We start from the raw sequence: 16,308 nt of genomic DNA, 5'->3' as shown, positions 1-16,308 counted from the left end.
CAATTCATGATGCAAAATCAGGCAAGCTTGTGAATCTTGTGCCGACGATGCGAATAGCCGCCCTTCGAACGGCGTAAAACATTGCAAACCTGTGTCTTGTCTTCCGAGGGCTTCGGCATTTGCTCATGAATGCGATGCAGTATCTGCTGCGTGACTGTACGATCCTTGTCGGTAGGCCCGATGATAATGCTCTTCATCAACCATTCTCCCTGTTTTTTTGGGCACAGAGTAGCATCCGGGGCTACCCCGGCCGGTCATCAAGAATGTACGAATATCCAAAGTATTAATCATAATTAACATATTGACAAGGACATTCTTGCAACAGCACTCAACTGCTTGAGATTGGTTGCAAAAAGGCCGATTTGCTTTCGAAAACCGGCCTTTTAAGTAGTTATATCGATTAAATCAGTCGCGATTCCCGGTCAGGATTTCACGCTTGCCGACATGGTTTGCCGGACCGACTAGCCCTTCCTTTTCCATGCGCTCGACGAGCGAGGCTGCGCGGTTGTAGCCGATGCCGAGACGGCGCTGGATGTAGGAGGTGGAGCACTTCTTGTCGCGCAGCACCACCTTGACCGCCTGATCGTAGACGTCGTCACCATCTTCAGACCCCATAGACGTCGCGTCGAAGACGGCGGCATCTGCGGTTTCTTCTTCGGCTTCCTCATCTTCGGTCACGGTTGCCAGATAATCCGGGCGGCCCTGTTCCTTCAGATGATTGACGACCTGTTCAACTTCCTCGTCCGAAACGAATGGTCCGTGGACGCGGACGATGCGACCGCCACCGGCCATATGCAGCATGTCGCCCTGGCCGAGAAGCTGTTCGGCGCCCATTTCACCAAGAATGGTGCGGCTGTCGATTTTCGACGTGACCTGGAAGGAAATGCGGGTCGGGAAGTTCGCCTTGATCGTGCCGGTGATGACATCGACGCTTGGACGCTGGGTTGCCATGATCAGGTGAATACCAGCAGCGCGTGCCATCTGCGCCAGGCGCTGCACAGCGCCTTCGATATCCTTGCCTGCAACCATCATCAGGTCGGCCATCTCGTCGATGATGACCACGATGTAAGGCATAGGCGTCAGGTCGAGTTCTTCCTGAATATAGGTGGGCTCGCCAGTTTCCTTGTCGAAACCTGCCTGCACGGTGCACATGACGGTTTCGCCCTTGCCCTTGGCGGAAGCCGCACGGGCATTGAAACCTTCGATATTGCGCACGCCGAGGCGGGCCATCTTGCGATAGCGCTCTTCCATCTCGCGCACAGCCCACTTCAAGGCAACGACAGCCTTTTTCGGGTCGGTCACGACCGGAGTAAGCAGGTGCGGAATACCATCATAGATCGACAGTTCCAGCATCTTCGGGTCGACCATGATCAGACGGCATTCTTCCGGCTTGAACCGATAGAGTAGCGACAGGATCATGGTGTTGATCGCAACCGACTTGCCCGAACCTGTGGTGCCAGCCACGAGCAGGTGAGGCATCTTGGCCAGTTCAGCAATGATCGGCTCGCCACCGATGCCTTTGCCGAGGCAAAGCGGCAGGCGATAATTCGATGCTTCGAAGGTGCGGGAGTCGATCATCTCACGCAGATAGACCGTCTCACGATTGGCATTCGGCAGTTCTATACCGATGACATTGCGACCGGGCACGACGGCAACGCGAGCAGAGAGCGCCGACATGGAGCGGGCGATATCGTCAGCAAGACCGATGACGCGCGAGGACTTCACACCTGGAGCAGGCTCGAACTCATAGAGCGTGACGACCGGACCGGGGCGCACATGGATGATTTCGCCGCGCACGCCAAAATCTTCCAACACACTTTCCAGCAGGCCTGCGCTGCGTTCCAGCATTTCCTGCGTAATGACATTGCCGTCAAGCGCAGGCGGCATCTGCAATAGATCACGTGGCGGGAATTCATATTCGCCATGTATGACCGGCGCTTCAGCACGGGGGAGGGGCTGAGGCTGATAAAGAGCAATCGACGGCGCAGCCTTTGCCGGAGCAGGCGCGGCAACGACAGGGGCAGGCACTTCGATTTCTTCGACGCTGTGCTCTTCGGCTTCCACAACTGCAAGTACGACATCGTCTTCAGTCGCTTCACCCGAAACTTCTGCAACCTCAGCAATCTGAGGCGCAGCTTCTACCTTCTTCGGAGCGATGGCCTTTGCCTTTGCCACGAGAGCAATGACTGGAGCAACGGGCGCCGCAGCGACAGGCTCTGGTGTCGCAACGGGCTGAGGAGCCGGGACTTCTGCCACGGGCTGCGGTGCTACGGCTGCAACTGGTGCTTCTTCCGGCTGGCTGTTCCATTCACGAATGCGGAACTGCGCCAGAATGGATTCAACGGTCGGTGCAGGTTTTTGTGGAGCGGCAGGCGCAGCGGCAATAACCGGCACCGTCGGCGCAAGACTTGCCTCAACATCGCAACCTTCCCAGAAGGCAAAGTCGGAAATATAGGCGAACGCAGAAGTCGTAACCTCTGCCACCGGCGCAACAACTGTCTGGACGACCACAGGCTCTGGCGCAACATAAACCGCAGGTGCGGCTACTGCAGCAGGCATGACCGGCAGAGCGGGCGGCACAGGAACCACGGGCGGCTGCACCATACCGAGCGAAACGCTCTGCTGCAGTGCGGCGACGGCCATCGGCTGGGCTTCAGCCACCTTCTCCACGATAGCTTCCGGCGCTTCTGTGACGGGCTGAACTTGCGAACGGGGCGCATTGACGTCCGGCAAATCTTCGCCGCGACGGCGCATCAGCTCCACTTCCGGCGTGCGGGTGAAACGGACATTCTCGCCCAAGGAAAAATGAATTTTCCAGGCACCGTCATCTGTCGGATTATGCGCATCCGACGGGCTGCGCTGGGGCTTTGGGTCCGAAGCGTTCTCTGTACGATTTCCGTTCGAATGGGGGAAATTTTCTCTCAAATTACGCATGATACCTGAACCATAGATACTGTCGCCTGAATGAGCCCAAGTAATAAAAAATGAAGGTTAACAACCTCCTTCATAAATTCGCCGTCGGCCAGAAAATTCTGACAGGTGTCGCTCCGCAGTTCACCGGATTGCGCTCTGTGCGGTCACGCAAGAAGAAAAATATAATTATATAGATTCAGATGCTTATATATAAATAATGATCTAGTTTATTAGGATTTATATGGCGCGCAATGGTTGTTAAATTTTATTCTTCCCTTAAAGAGTGCTGACCGTGAATCCGAAACAACGAGACAGGTCAGTCACGGGCTAACGCTACCACAGGATCGAGTCGGGAGGCGTTGCGGGCGGGCATAAAACCGAAGCCGATGCCGATAAGGCTTGAGCAAAGCAGCGCTACCACAATGGATATTGGCGAGTAGATGAGCTGTATTTTCGTGCTGAATTGCGCAAACAGCAGGCCGAATCCACCCGCGATAAGCACACCCAATACGCCGCCGATCAGACAGACGAGTATGGATTCGATGAGGAATTGTTGCAGGATATCGCTCTGTCGCGCCCCGACGGCCATGCGCACACCGATCTCGTTGATTCTCTCCGAGACTGCGACCAGCATGATGTTCATCACGCCGATTCCCCCGACGAACAGCGATATTCCTGCAATGCTTGCGACGAGCAGGGCTAGCATCGCAGTTGTCGCCTGAATGGTTTTTTGCAGCGTGTCGCTGTTGAAGATAAAGAAATCCTCTTTGCCATGACGCCTTGTCAGAAAAGCCTTCACCATTTCTTCCGCTACTGCCGGGTCCATCGTATCCCGAATGCGGACGGCGATCGATTGCAGTGTACGCGTACCGGTCATGCGTGTCTGAACCGTTGTATAGGGCAGGAACAGTTCCAGCCGGCTGGAGCCTGCCATGCCCTGGTCGTCGGCCTTGGTTACACCGACGATGCGCACGGGGATCTGTTTCAGGAACAAGATCTTGCCGACAACGGATCCCTGTTCGTTCGGGAAAAGCCCCTTCTGGGCATTCGTATCAATCACGGCATCTTGGGCGAGATTATCGAGACCTTTTTTGTCGAAGTAGCGTCCTTCGATCAGTTTGCTTTTCCGCGTCGCGAAATATTGCTCACTGACACCGTTGACCGTGATGCTGACTTCCTTGTTTCCGACACGAACCGTTCCAGCTGTAGTGCTTTCGGGCGTTGCAGCGACGACATAGGGAAGCTTGGCGAGTTCGTTTGAATCGTCGACGCTCAGTGTGGTGACAAGCGCGGCCTTCAGATCGCCATATCCGCTGCCCGGTCCGATATAGAGCGTGTTTGTGCCAAGGCTGCTGATCTGCTCGAGAATGCGCTGCTGTGAGCCTTGGCCAAGCGCGGTCACGCAGACGACGGACGCCGTACCAATGATGATTCCCAACATTGTGAGGAATGTGCGCATGCGATGCGCATTCATGGAACGCAGCGCCATCGCGAAAGCTTCTTTAAAGCGATCACGTATGCCGCTGAATGATTTAAGTTTCTGCATGGAGGATGCCATTGGGGAGTGGCTCCTCGCAACGCTATAGCCGTCCTCACGAGAGGCGTCGGCAATGATTTCTCCGTCCCGTATCTCGATGATGCGGTTCGCCCGCGCAGCGACGGCGCGATCATGCGTGACAATGATGATTGTACGGCCTTCGCGGTTCGGTTCCTGAAGAATTCCGAGCACTTCCTCACCGCTGTGGCTGTCGAGTGCACCGGTCGGTTCGTCTGCAAGAATAACATCGGCATCGTTGATGAGTGCGCGCGCTATCGAAACACGCTGTTGCTGGCCTCCCGAAAGCTGGTTTGGGCGATGATGGGTGCGGTCGCCCATGCCGAGACGGTACAGGATTCCATGGGCGCTCTCGCGCCGTTCGTCGTGCGCTTGTCCTGCATAGATGGCGGGTATTTCCACATTGCCGACAGCGTCCAGCTCGTTCATCAGATGGTAACGCTGGAAGATGAAGCCAAAATGCTCGCGTCGAAGCTGTGCCAGTTCGTCTGGTGTGAGTTCCGCAGTCGCGCGCCCGGAAATCAGATATTGCCCTTCCGAGGGGCGGTCCAGGCAACCGAGAATATTCATCAGCGTGGATTTTCCGGAACCGGAGGCGCCGACAATCGCCACCATCTCACCGCGCTCAATGGTGAGATCAACATTGCGTAGCACTGTGGTGAAACCATCACCCGACGGATAGTGACGCGAAACATTTTTCAACAGGATCAGCGGCATATCGCTCATATCAATCACCGGTATCCGTCTCTTTAGTGTCTTGATTGTCGGTGACGATCTTGTCTCCCTCCTGCAAGCCCGAGCGAATTTCGGTATTGATCTTGTCCGTAATACCCCTTTCCACTGTGCGCTCTTCCAGCGTTCCATGCCCGGTCAGCACGCGGACGGTTGCCACTCCCGGAGCGTCCGGGTCAGTATCGCCTTGTAATTTCAGCGCCGAAACCGGCGCGAGCAACACGTTTTTGACTTTTGCCAGAACGATATGAATTTCCGCCGTCATATAGGTGCGAAGCAAACCGTTCGCGTTCGGAATACTGAATTTGCCTTTGTAATAAACGGCGGACGCCGTGATGCCGCTCGATGCGGATAAGCCGCTGCTAAAACCGAAGCTCTTATCGCTGACGACGGAATCCGGCGCAGGCTCTATGCTCTCAAGTTGCGTCTCAAAACGTTTCGAATTTCGACCGGAAATGGTGAAATAGATCGGCAAGCCGCTATGAACCTGGGTAATATCGGCTTCCGAAATGTCCGCTTCCACCGTCATCGTGTCCACTTGACCAAGGATGGCGATTGTCGGAACCGTTTGCTGCGCGTTGACGTTCTGGCCTTCCTGCGCCACGGTCGAGAGAATGGTGCCATCAATAGGGGCTGTAATGCGCGTATAAGCCAGATTGGTTTCTGCGATACGCACGCCAACTTTGGATGCGGCGATGCTCGCCTCCGTATTGGCAAGCTGCGCCTGTTGCTTTTTCATCTCCGCAACGGCTTTGTCATATTCGGAGCGCGCAACAGCATTTTTGCCGATCATGGTCTGATTGCGAACGAGATTCAATTTTGCCAGTTCCAGATCAGCAAGGTTCTGCTCTCGGGTCGCTTCGTTCTGGCGTAGAGTCGCTTCGGCCTTGTCGAGTTCGTTCTGCTGGTTGGTCGCATCGATGAGCGCGACGACGTCACCCTCTTTGACGTGCTGGCCGGGTTTCACTTTGAGGGAAAGTATTCGACCCGTGGCCTGAGCCCCGATGGCGACCAGATTTTTAGGTCGCAACGTGCCAGATGCCAGCACGGAACTCTCAATGTCGCCGCGCTGCACGGTCGTCATTTCAGGAAGCGGTTCTTGCTTCGACCATTGCTGGAGCAACAGACCACCAGTCAGCACCGATACGGCAAGAAGTGTCAGCCAACGCTTGCGAAAACGCCGCTGTGGTGCAGATTTCAACGAGTTCATTGTTGCCTCTTGAGACGGTCGAGCGGCGAGAGCGATGGGAGGGGCTTTACAAGGTGGGGACCGGTATGGAGGTCCACGATTTCCGGTGTGTCGACGTCGACCCGGCCGTTCCAGCCGCCACCGAGCGCCTTTTGCAAGGAAACGTAATCCACGATGATGTCTGTACGCGCCTGCGCGAGGGTGTTTTCCTGATTCATCAGCTCACGTTGCGCGGTGAGAACATCGAGGAAATTCTTCGATCCTGATTTGAACTGCTCAAGCGTCAGCTCGTTGATCTGGCGACTATTGCTGACAATCTTTTGTAGTTGTGCAATGCGCAGGCGATTTTGGTTGAATGCAACACTTGCGTTTTCGACTTCGCTCAAGCCTGTGAGAACCTTGCTTCGGTAGTTGATGAACGCCACATCACGCTCGGCCCGCGCAGCATCGACATCTGCAAGGAGCCTGCCGCCATAGAAAACAGGAATCTTGAGGCTTGGACCAAACGACCAGCCTATGGTGGACAGCTTGGCAAGATCGCCGAAATTTGCGCCCTCTGTATGAATGCTACCAGTGAGGGAAATACTCGGATAAAGCGCGGCCTGTTTTTGACCTATCACTGCTGTCGCCTTCGCATAGTCCCGTTCAGCTGCCCGTATATCGGGGCGGCTCAACAAGATGTGTGCGGGCAATCCGGCCGATATCTTGCGGGGCGCGGAGGGCAGAGAGCGGGGCTTATCAAGTATAGCGGCTAGCGCTATTGATGAGCGCCCGGTGAGGGTAGACAGTTTGTTCAGGTTCTCAGCATAGCTGATCTGCAACGTTGGAATCCCGGCCTCCGTGGTTGCCACCTGAGTTTGCGCGCTGAGAAGATCGACTTGCGATATATTTCCCGCTGCCAGCTGCGTACGGGTCAATGCGACGGTTCGGCGTTGCGAAGCCACGTTGCGTTCTGCGATGGCGATCTGGGCCTGTATGCCACGCAATTGCACGTAGCTGGTTGCGATCTCACCAATCAAGCTGACGAGTGCTGCCCGCAATTGCTCATGGGCGGATTCTGTCGCGTAATAAGCAGCCTCCGCACCGCGCCTGTTTGCACCGAAAAGGTCAAGCTCCCATGCAGGAGATAATTCGAAATTCGAGCTGCTGCCTGTATTATTTGAATTGCCGCCAGTACGCTTGAAACCACCATTTCCATCGATACGCGGATAAAAAACGCCATCTATGGATGCAAAGTTCGCGCGCGCCTGACGCACCTTCGCTTTTGCTGTCGCAACATCTGGACTGCTATCAATGCCGTCAGCAATCAGCCGATCCAGCATTGGATCGCCGAGGTTTTTCCACCAGTCTGCAAGTTGTGGGGCGGCTGTATCAGCTTTACTATTCCACGCACGAGGCGTGTTGATAAGAGGAGGATGATAATCCGGTCCGACAGCAACACATCCAGCGCTAAAAGGAAAAAACAACAAAACCGCACAGAGTCGAATTTTGAAAATTTGGATATTTCCTCAAAAAATCAATTATAAATAATAAAAATGCAAATCATAATTATTATAGATTGGCGCCAATGTAAATTGACGCCAAAATATTTAAATTTGCTAGCTAAAAAATTTGGCTATACTGGAAATAATGCTTGGGAGAGTCGTAATCAGAGTGCCGATCACAGTTACGAGTGCAGGAATAAGGATAGGTAAAATAGGGTCCAAAACAATTCTCAATAATTGGCGTTAAGTATTATTTTTAAAGTAACATATTAGAAATATGAAATTTTAATCTCTTTGACAACACCAACTATGTGCCCCTGTTTCATTCGGTCAAACTGTTCTGATATGACGGAAGCTATTGTTATTATGCGTTGTTTGCGACAAGCCAATCGGCCAAAGAGCGTCGGCGGGCGGCGCGACCACGCATGGCTTCGGCTGCGCACATGGAATTCAGCACAGCTTCCTGTGTTGCTTCAGTCGCCGCGCGAAACAGCGTATCAATCCGATCCTCATTGAGGGCAGCTATTGCAACGAAATCGCGCTGTTCGTCGTGATCGAATGTTACTGCCGTTGAAAAGCCGACAGCGATATCGCCACTGCCGTGACCCCAGAATGCACCCAGTCGCGCCAGACCAGCACCGCAACGGCGCGTGACGCGTTTCAGTTGCCGGTGCTCCATAGGCACATCGGTTGCAAGTACGAGAATGACCGAACCTTTTTCAGGCTGCGCTTCGGCCTTGGGCGAGGGGCGGCGTCCGTCAGGCAAGACGAGATCGCCAGCACGCCCGAAATTGGTCAGTGCCAGAATGCCGAGATGATAGGTTTTGCCATCCAGTTCGAACTGTCGGGACGATGTACCGATACCGCCCTTGAAGCCGAAACAGCTCATGCCGGTTCCAGCGCCCACATTGCCCTGGACAACATCTTCGCCAGCCGCACCCAATGCAAGACGCGCATGATCTTCTGTCACCGCCATAGCCTGAATGTCGTTCAGCGGGCCGTCATTGCATTCCAATACCACCGGATTGACGGTAGCCGTTGTGCGGCCAATATCAGGGTTACTCGCAATCGCCTCGCGGATGAGAGCGTTGGCACAGGTGCCAACGCCAAAAGTGTTCGTCAGCAGGATCGGTGTTTCCAGCGTGCCGAGTTCTTCAATCTGAACCAAGCCTGTGCTTTTGCCAAACCCGTTGATGACATCACAGGCGGCCAGAACCTTGCGCCGATAGAGATTGCCATCATGGGGGAGAATGGCGGTTACACCTGTGTTGATGTCGCCATCGCGCAGAGTATGGTGACCGACCCGCACGCCCGGCACATCGGTAATGGCATTCTTGCTGCCGGTCGGCATGATGCCACAGATGATGCCGAAGTCGCGCGCGGTTGCAGTCATTTCAGAGTTCCGTGTTCAAAAGATTCGAGTGTCAGAGGCGTCCGGCTTCGATAATACGTTTGAGAAAGGCTTGCGTGCGCTCGCCCTGCGGATTGCCGAAGATTTGCGAAGGCGGTCCTTCCTCATAGACCTTGCCGTTTTGCAGGAAACAGACCTTGTCTGCAACCTCGCGTGCAAAGCCCATTTCGTGGGTGGCCAACACCATGGTCATGCCTTTGGTCGCCAGATCGCGCACGATATCGAGCACTTCCGACACCAGTTCCGGATCAAGCGCCGAGGTGATTTCATCCAGCAGCAGCAGTGTCGGGTCCATCATCAGGGCGCGCACGATGGCGACGCGCTGTTGCTGTCCGCCGGAAAGCCGGTCTGGATATTCCTTCGCCTTATGATCAAGCCCGATACGCGCCAGAAGTGCGAGGCCTTTTTCCTGCGCTTCTCTGGCAGGCATGCCCAGCACCTTGGTCGGACCCAGCGTGACGTTCTCCATCACGGTCATATGTGGGAACAGGTTATATCCCTGAAACACAATGCCGATTTCGCGGCGCAGAACATCGAGATCAACGCCCGGACCGGTCACGCGGTCGCCATGCAGGCGAATTTCGCCTTCATCGATGGTTTCGAGCCGATTGATGCAGCGCAGAAGCGTGGACTTGCCGCAGCCGGAAGGACCAATCAGGCAGACGACCTGATGTTCTTCAATGTCGAGACTGATGCCGGACAGAACCTCCAGCGACCCATAGCGTTTGATTGCCTTGTCGATTTCAACGAGTGCCATATCCGTACTCCTCACATGCTCGAACGCATTTTCCGACGATCCCGTTCGATCAGACGATCGACAAAACGGGCCTGCGGAATGGTGATCAGGATGAACAGGATGGCGACCGTTGTGACAGCCGACAGGTTGAAATAGTTGGCGGCGATGATCTTCGACTGGTTGAAGGCGTCGATGGTGCCGATGATCGCCACAAGCGCCGTGTCTTTCTGCAAGCTGATGCAGTTATTCATCAGTGGCGGAATGATGCCGCGCACAGCCAGCGGAACGACGACATAACGCATGGTGCGGGCATAGGACAGGCCGAGCGAGCGTGCTGCCGCGATCTGGCTTGGATGGACGCTTTCGATGCCTGCACGATAGACCTCAGACGTATAGGCGCCATAAGTCAGCGTCAGTGCAATGATCGCATAGGCGTTGGAAGACAGATCTTTCAGGATCGGCAGACCGGTCAAGGGCAGGCCGAAACCGATGAGATAGATCGTGATAATCGCAGGCAGGCCGCGAAACAGATCGCTGTAGAAGGTCGCAAGCAGCCGGATCGGCTTGCCAGCCTTGCCCGGAAGCGTGCGGGCAATCGCAATCACCAGCGCCCAGATCAGGATCAGAATAGCGGCGACAAAGAAGATGATGATGTTGGTGCCAAAGGCCTTGAGCACCGTGCCTGACGACTTCGCAATCAGATTGACGTCGAAGAAGGTGCGGCTGACCGCAGCGTCATTGACGATCATGAACCATGCGCCGGCACAGATGATCAGCACCGCAACGGCATAGGAGATCGCCTGCCAGGACACATCGGATGCGCGTGCGCCCAATTCCCGACCCTTGTAGATGTCAGCGCTTTTCCCGGCCTGACTGGAAAGCTGCACACTGCGCCATGCAAACCATAGAACGGCGAGCGGAGCCAACAGCAGCGCCCATCCGATGGTGAGAACGGGCGTCGAAAGCCAGCCCTGTGCGATCGTATAGCTGGTTACGCTATAGACCGTCTGAATTGAGGCCAGAAGGGTGATGAACGAAAAGGCGAATGCGAACAAGGATCGACCGCTATGGGTACGGACCTTGTTACGACTGCGCCATTGCCGCGCGCGCTCGACGCTGGCAGCCGGTGCCGGTTGGGACATAAATATTCTCGCTGAGGCAAGGTGGCTGCGCGCCTGTTATGGATGCTGCTGCCACGGTGTCAAAATCGGGAGTCCGGGCTGCGGCAGCCATGCTAACCGCAGCCCGGAAAATCGTCAGATCATGGCTTCCAGACAGGAACGTCGGATGGCGAAGTGCCCCACGATGGCAGAAGATAGGCTGTTTCCAGCTTCTTCAGGGTTCCATCCTTTTCCATGTCGGCGATCAACTGATCGATGACCTTCTTGCTTTCCGAACCCTTCGGATAAATGCCTGCGGTCTGGCCGCCGGATTCATATTGACCGACAACGGCCAGCTTGCCATTGGAGTTTTTCACCTGACCGAGAACGATCGAAAGATCGGTCATCACGGCATTGACCTTGCCAGCAGCAAGGGCAGTGAACATCGATGCGGTGTCATCAAAAACGTCGAGATGTGCGACATTCAGCGTTTCCTGCGCGAACGGAACCAGCGTCGTACCGGCTTGCGTGCCGACCTTCACTGTCTTCATTTCGGCTTCCTTCACCGGCTTGTCGGCGCGGGCTGCAACACCATAAGCGGAAGACATGTAAGGCGTGGAGAAATCCACCACCTTCTTGCGCGGTTCGGTGACGGAGATCAGCGCTAGCGCGATGTCATAATCCTTGTTCTGACCAGCCACGATGGAGTCGAACGAAGCGTTGACCAGCTTCACCTTTTCAAGGCCGAGGCGGTGCGCGATGTTGACGGCCATGCAGAATTCATAACCGTCCTTGATTGTTTCCGGCGTGTCACCGTTGAACTGGCCAAGGGCAGGCAGGTTGATGATGACCGTGAATTGCCCCGGTACAGCCGGGGTGATCGTGGCCGATCCCTTGTCGCCGATCAGCGGGCAATCGCCATAGCCTTCGGTTGCGGCGGATGCGCTGCCTGCGCCCGCCACTGCGGCGACGCTCGCGAACACGGCGCTATAGGCTGCTGTCTTTAAAAGGTTTTTTATTGTCATATTCCCCTCTTGCTTTCTTTTGGGTTAGAGAACTGCTTCTGCGCCCGTGCGGGCGAGATCCATGTAGATTTCCTGCAAACGGCGTGTATGCGGACCCGGCTTGCCATCGCCGATGGTTTGATCCTGAATGCCGATGATCGGCGTCACGAAGCTCGATGCGCTCGTGAGAAAGGCCTCTTTCGCGGCCTTGGCTTCTTCCACCGTGAACAGCCGTTCCTCGATTTTGAGGTTCTGCTCTTCAGCGATTTTCAGCACCGCCCGGCGGGTGCAGCCGGGCAAGATGGCGTTTGAATTGGGACGTGCGACCAGCACATTGTCGTGCGAGATGATGAAGGCGGTTGATGATGCGCCTTCGGTGACGAAACCGTCTTCCACCAGCCAGACTTCATGAAAGCCTTTGATCTTTGCCTGCTTCTTGGCCAGCACCTGCGCCAGCAGCATGACGGTTTTGATATCCCGGCGCGCCCAGCGCGTATCCGGTGTGACGTCGACGCGAACGCCATTCAAGACAGAGGGTGCGTTGGCCAGATTTTTGGCCTGCGTGAACATCACCAGATTTGGCTTGATGTCGCTTGCATAGACGAAATCGCGGTCAGCCTCACCACGCGTCACCTGCATATAGACCACGCCTTCATGCAGTGTATTGCGGCGGATCAGCTCGATCTGCGCCTTGCGAATATCGTCGAGCGAGACGGGCAGGGCGATATCGATCTCTTTGACCGAGCGCTCCAGCCGGGCGAGATGGAGTTCATTATCGACCAGACGGCCATCGATCACGGCACTGACTTCGTAGATTCCGTCGCCAAACAAAAAGCCGCGGTCGAACACCGAAACCTTCGCTTCGCTTTCGTCAACGAAGGCTCCGTTCAAATAAATTACTCTGGCCAAAATACGTCCTCGGCATGTGCATTTCTTGATCGAGAGGACGGTAGGAAAAAAGAATTTGACTGGCCAATGCTATGTTTTGCAATAACTATGCAGAAAATGCATAAGGCTGATGGGAGTAGGGGAATAAGGGAGTAAGGCAGTATGTTCAGCGCGCGAACATACGATGTTATCCCCTGTTTCACCTATTCCCTTACTGCCTTATTCCCCTACTCCCCTAGGATCACCCATGGAACTGAAATGGCTGGAAGACTTCATCGCGCTCGCTTCGACATCGAGCTTCTCTCGAGCCGCAGAGACGCGTCACGTTACGCAGTCGGCGTTTTCGCGGCGTATCAAGCAGCTTGAAGTCTGGTTGGGAGTGACGCTCGTCAACCGCGCTACTTTTCCCGCCCAACTGACCCGTGAGGGAAAGACGTTTCTCTCTGTCGCCGAGGACACGGTCAGGCAGTTTTACGCCACGCGCAAAAGTCTGCAGCCAAACCGGCAGGGACAGAACCCAGCGTTGAAGTTTTCCGCCCTGCATACTTTGACCGTGACATTCTTCCCGCAATGGCTGAAGGGGATCGACGCTGCCATCGGCAATATTCATTCGCATCTCGCGCCGGATCGCGGCGGGTTTGAAGACAATATTGCCACACTGACCGAAGGCGAAGTCGATTTCTTCCTGACCTATGCGCATCCCTCGGTACCGATCCTGATCGACCGAGAACGCTTTCCGTCCATCGTTCTGGGCACGGAGCGGCTCATCCCGGTCTCGCTGCCCTCCGACGATGGCCCCTTGCTGGATCGGGCTATCGAGACTGGCGCACCGCTGCCCTATCTTAGCTATGGCGACTTTTCGTTCTTCGGTGCGGCTTTGGCGCAGAAATTTATGTCCGGGCCAAACTTCGCGCGCAAGGTCGTTCATGAAAACACCATGTCCATCGGCCTCAAGGCCATGGTTCAGGCCGGGTGGGGCATGGCTTGGCTGCCGGAAAGTCTGGTGCGCGAGGAGATCAGCCGCGGCGATATGGTTCCGGCTTCGGTCGACCCACACTGGGATCTGACAACGGAAATTCGCATATATCGTCACGACGCTCCGCTTTCACCGCGTGCCGAAAGCTTGTGGACCTATTTGCAGACAAAAGACGGTGCAGTTTCAGAAAACAGCGATTGACACGCCCATATGCGCGGCGCTGTAAATGCACGGAATTTATTCGGCCGGAGAGGGACATAAAACGGCATGAAGATCACCATCGAACAATCGCTCGATCAGGCGGGGACGGGCGCATTCCAGCGTGGTCTGCTCGGCGTTTTCGGCCTCGTCTGGGCCGCGGACGCCATGCAGGTTCTGGCAGTCGGCTTTACGGCTGCCTCCATTGCGAAGACTTTCGGATTGACCGTACCGCAGGCCTTGCAGACCGGCACGCTTTTCTTCTTCGGCATGTTGGTCGGCGCTGCCGTTTTCGGCAGGCTCGCAGATCGATACGGCCGCCGCCGCGTTTTGCTCGTCACGGTCGCCTGCGATGCCGTGTTCGGTCTGTTGTCGGCCTTCGCGCCCGGCTTCGAAGTTTTGCTGGTCTTGCGTTTTCTGACCGGTATAGCCGTCGGCGGAACGCTACCTGTCGATTATGCCATGATGGCCGAGTTCCTTCCGTCGAAGAACCGGGGTCGCTGGTTGGTCATGCTCGAAGGTTTCTGGGCAGTGGGCACTGTCGTCATCGCGCTTGCCGCATGGGCTGCAAGTCTTGCCGGTGTCGAGGACGCGTGGCGCTATATTTTCGTCGTCACTGCAGCGCCCGCGCTCATCGGTATCTGGCTGCGCCTTTGGGTGCCGGAATCGCCGATGCATCTTCTGAAATCCGGTCGCGCCGATGAAGCGAAAGCGGTTATGAACCGCGTGCTGCGCCGCAATGGCAAGCCCGAATTGCCGCCGAAGGCTCGTCTCGAAGCACCGCTGCTCGTGACCGACGAACGGTTGTTGTCGCCACAACTGCGTCAGCGCACGCTCGCAACACTGGCAATCTGGTTTCTCGTTTCCGTTTCCTATTACGGCATCTTTACCTGGATACCGGCAAAGCTCGCGGGAGACGGTTTCGGCTTCGTGCGCGGCTACGGCTTTCTGGTCGTGGTAGCGTTGGCGCAATTGCCGGGCTACGCACTCGCCGCCTATGGCGTTGAAACATGGGGGCGTCGCAAGACACTGATCAGCTTCCTGTTCATCAGCGCTGCGGCCTGCGCCCTGTTCACGATTGCGGATAGTTCGGCTGTGGTTGGTGCGTCGATCCTCATCATGAGCTTCGCGCTGTTGGGCACATGGGGCGCACTTTATGCCTTCACGCCGGAGCTTTATCCCACGGCATTGCGTGCAAGCGGTATGGGAGCGGCAGGTGCCATGGCGCGCCTCGGCGGTCTTTTGGCGCCATCAGCTCTGGCTATCGTCATCAGTCAAAGCTTCAACGTGGCTGTGGCCATGTTTGCCGGACTTCTTGCGCTGGCGGGTGTTATCGCGTTTCTGATCAATGTCGAAACGCGCCAGCAGGCCTTGAACTAGAGCAGTTCCGGTTAAAACGGAATCGTGGAACCGCTCTATCTATTTGACGCATTATCCTACGCAAAACCGCTACGCACTTTTGCTGGAAATGCTCTAAGGCTCACAGCGCCTTTCGGAAAGTTAGATTGAGGCGAACACGACCAACCTTGTCGTGTTCGCCATCTTTCAACGCCAATATACCGTGATGGAATAGCCGCGACGGGCCACCCCAGACAACCACGTCGCCATGATGCAATGCATATTTGGTGATCGGGTCGTTACGCTTCAGTCCGCCAAACTGGAAGGTCGCCGGAAGCCCGAGCGAAACGGACACGATCGGATTGGTGAAATCACGCTCGTCCTTGTCCTGATGCAAGGAGAGTTTTGCTCCGGGCTCGTATCGGTTGATCAGGCAAGCATCGGGAGAAAAATCAGCATATCCGGCCTGTTGTGCAGCGTTTTCGGCGAGATTGCGAAAGGCCTCCGGCATTGCAGGCCATGGTTTCCCGGTTTCAGGGTCTTCTGGGCTGTATCGATAACCGCTTTTGTCGGTTACCCAGCCTGCCTGTCCACAATTGGTCATGGCGACCGACATGCGATAACCGCCGGGCGTCACCATATGCCGAAATGGCGCGGCTGCACTTACCTCCGCCACGGATTTCAGAATGGCTTCTTCATCCAGCAAAGCGAATCCGTGCAAAAGCACTGCACCGGGCGCAAGAATCTCAACAGGTTCAAGCTGATCGAACAAATCTCTCATAAG

General features: G+C 55.6%; 13 protein-coding genes. 2 read left to right on the top strand and 11 right to left on the bottom strand.

The features are described 5' to 3' along the window. Positions 1 to 17: 17 nt before the first annotated feature. The 10 genes from FHW00_RS03995 to FHW00_RS03950 all read right to left on the bottom strand — a co-directional run bounded on the left by FHW00_RS03995 (position 18) and on the right by FHW00_RS03950 (position 13,033). The gene (locus FHW00_RS03995; protein WP_078336994.1) at positions 18 to 197 is read right to left on the bottom strand and encodes a hypothetical protein; all 180 of its coding nucleotides are present in this window, start codon (positions 195 to 197) and stop codon (positions 18 to 20) included. 208 nt (positions 198 to 405) lie between these two features. Then, positions 406 to 2,643 (bottom strand): DNA translocase FtsK, encoded by a 2,238-nt coding sequence (locus FHW00_RS03990; protein WP_445557861.1) that lies wholly within the window; start codon positions 2,641 to 2,643, stop codon positions 406 to 408. 586 nt (positions 2,644 to 3,229) lie between these two features. Beyond that, positions 3,230 to 5,194, bottom strand: a complete 1,965-nt coding sequence (locus tag FHW00_RS03985) for a MacB family efflux pump subunit (protein ID WP_078336992.1) — start codon at positions 5,192 to 5,194, stop codon at positions 3,230 to 3,232. Position 5,195: 1 nt separating this feature from the next. Then, positions 5,196 to 6,323 (bottom strand): efflux RND transporter periplasmic adaptor subunit, encoded by a 1,128-nt coding sequence (locus tag FHW00_RS03980; protein ID WP_445557853.1) that lies wholly within the window; start codon positions 6,321 to 6,323, stop codon positions 5,196 to 5,198. 83 nt (positions 6,324 to 6,406) lie between these two features. Further along, positions 6,407 to 7,855 (bottom strand): efflux transporter outer membrane subunit, encoded by a 1,449-nt coding sequence (locus tag FHW00_RS03975; protein WP_078337083.1) that lies wholly within the window; start codon positions 7,853 to 7,855, stop codon positions 6,407 to 6,409. Positions 7,856 to 8,237: 382 nt separating this feature from the next. Further along, positions 8,238 to 9,266 carry a DmpA family aminopeptidase gene (locus FHW00_RS03970; protein ID WP_078336991.1) on the bottom strand — a complete coding sequence of 343 codons (1,029 nt, stop codon included), beginning with the start codon at positions 9,264 to 9,266 and terminating at the stop codon, positions 8,238 to 8,240. Positions 9,267 to 9,297: 31 nt separating this feature from the next. Further along, positions 9,298 to 10,041 carry an amino acid ABC transporter ATP-binding protein gene (locus FHW00_RS03965; protein ID WP_078336990.1) on the bottom strand — a complete coding sequence of 248 codons (744 nt, stop codon included), beginning with the start codon at positions 10,039 to 10,041 and terminating at the stop codon, positions 9,298 to 9,300. 11 nt (positions 10,042 to 10,052) lie between these two features. Continuing rightward, the gene (locus FHW00_RS03960) at positions 10,053 to 11,162 is read right to left on the bottom strand and encodes an amino acid ABC transporter permease (RefSeq protein ID WP_078336989.1); all 1,110 of its coding nucleotides are present in this window, start codon (positions 11,160 to 11,162) and stop codon (positions 10,053 to 10,055) included. Between the two features lie 119 nt (positions 11,163 to 11,281). Next, positions 11,282 to 12,145 (bottom strand): ABC transporter substrate-binding protein, encoded by an 864-nt coding sequence (locus FHW00_RS03955; protein ID WP_078336988.1) that lies wholly within the window; start codon positions 12,143 to 12,145, stop codon positions 11,282 to 11,284. Between the two features lie 24 nt (positions 12,146 to 12,169). Further along, positions 12,170 to 13,033 carry a D-amino-acid transaminase gene (locus tag FHW00_RS03950; protein ID WP_078336987.1) on the bottom strand — a complete coding sequence of 288 codons (864 nt, stop codon included), beginning with the start codon at positions 13,031 to 13,033 and terminating at the stop codon, positions 12,170 to 12,172. Positions 13,034 to 13,259: 226 nt separating this feature from the next. Here FHW00_RS03950 and FHW00_RS03945 point away from each other — a divergent pair, with 226 nt between their 5' ends. After that, complete coding sequence (locus FHW00_RS03945; protein WP_078336986.1) at positions 13,260 to 14,189, top strand: LysR family transcriptional regulator; 930 nt, start codon at positions 13,260 to 13,262, stop codon at positions 14,187 to 14,189. A 66-nt stretch (positions 14,190 to 14,255) separates the two neighbouring features. Next, positions 14,256 to 15,566, top strand: coding sequence for an MFS transporter (locus FHW00_RS03940; RefSeq protein ID WP_078336985.1), 1,311 nt, complete (start codon positions 14,256 to 14,258; stop codon positions 15,564 to 15,566). A 100-nt stretch (positions 15,567 to 15,666) separates the two neighbouring features. Here the strand turns inward: FHW00_RS03940 and alkB are convergent, their stop codons facing one another. Then, on the bottom strand, positions 15,667 to 16,305 hold the full coding sequence (gene alkB, locus FHW00_RS03935; protein WP_078336984.1) for a DNA oxidative demethylase AlkB: 639 nt from the start codon (positions 16,303 to 16,305) through the stop codon (positions 15,667 to 15,669). Between the last annotated feature and the right edge of the window lie 3 nt (positions 16,306 to 16,308).

The organism is Ochrobactrum sp. P6BSIII (genome assembly GCF_014138065.1).
Classification (GTDB): Bacteria; Pseudomonadota; Alphaproteobacteria; order Rhizobiales; family Rhizobiaceae; genus Brucella.
The sequence above is the reverse complement of the archived record's forward strand: the minus strand, read 5'-3'. Positions and strand labels throughout refer to the sequence as shown.

Excerpts from the sequence above, each read along its gene's own strand:
- FHW00_RS03940 (WP_078336985.1), top strand. The coding sequence starts at position 14,256 with ATGAAGATCACCATCGAACAATCGCTCGATCAGGCGGGGACGGGCGCA.
- FHW00_RS03990 (WP_445557861.1), bottom strand. The coding sequence starts at position 2,643 with ATGGCCGTCGCCGCACTGCAGCAGAGCGTTTCGCTCGGTATGGTGCAG.
- FHW00_RS03985 (WP_078336992.1), bottom strand. The coding sequence starts at position 5,194 with ATGAGCGATATGCCGCTGATCCTGTTGAAAAATGTTTCGCGTCACTAT.
- FHW00_RS03970 (WP_078336991.1), bottom strand. The coding sequence starts at position 9,266 with ATGACTGCAACCGCGCGCGACTTCGGCATCATCTGTGGCATCATGCCG.
- FHW00_RS03995 (WP_078336994.1), bottom strand. The coding sequence starts at position 197 with ATGAAGAGCATTATCATCGGGCCTACCGACAAGGATCGTACAGTCACG.
- FHW00_RS03945 (WP_078336986.1), top strand. The coding sequence starts at position 13,260 with ATGGAACTGAAATGGCTGGAAGACTTCATCGCGCTCGCTTCGACATCG.
- FHW00_RS03960 (WP_078336989.1), bottom strand. The coding sequence starts at position 11,162 with ATGTCCCAACCGGCACCGGCTGCCAGCGTCGAGCGCGCGCGGCAATGG.
- FHW00_RS03955 (WP_078336988.1), bottom strand. The coding sequence starts at position 12,145 with ATGACAATAAAAAACCTTTTAAAGACAGCAGCCTATAGCGCCGTGTTC.
- FHW00_RS03965 (WP_078336990.1), bottom strand. The coding sequence starts at position 10,041 with ATGGCACTCGTTGAAATCGACAAGGCAATCAAACGCTATGGGTCGCTG.
- alkB (WP_078336984.1), bottom strand. The coding sequence starts at position 16,305 with ATGAGAGATTTGTTCGATCAGCTTGAACCTGTTGAGATTCTTGCGCCC.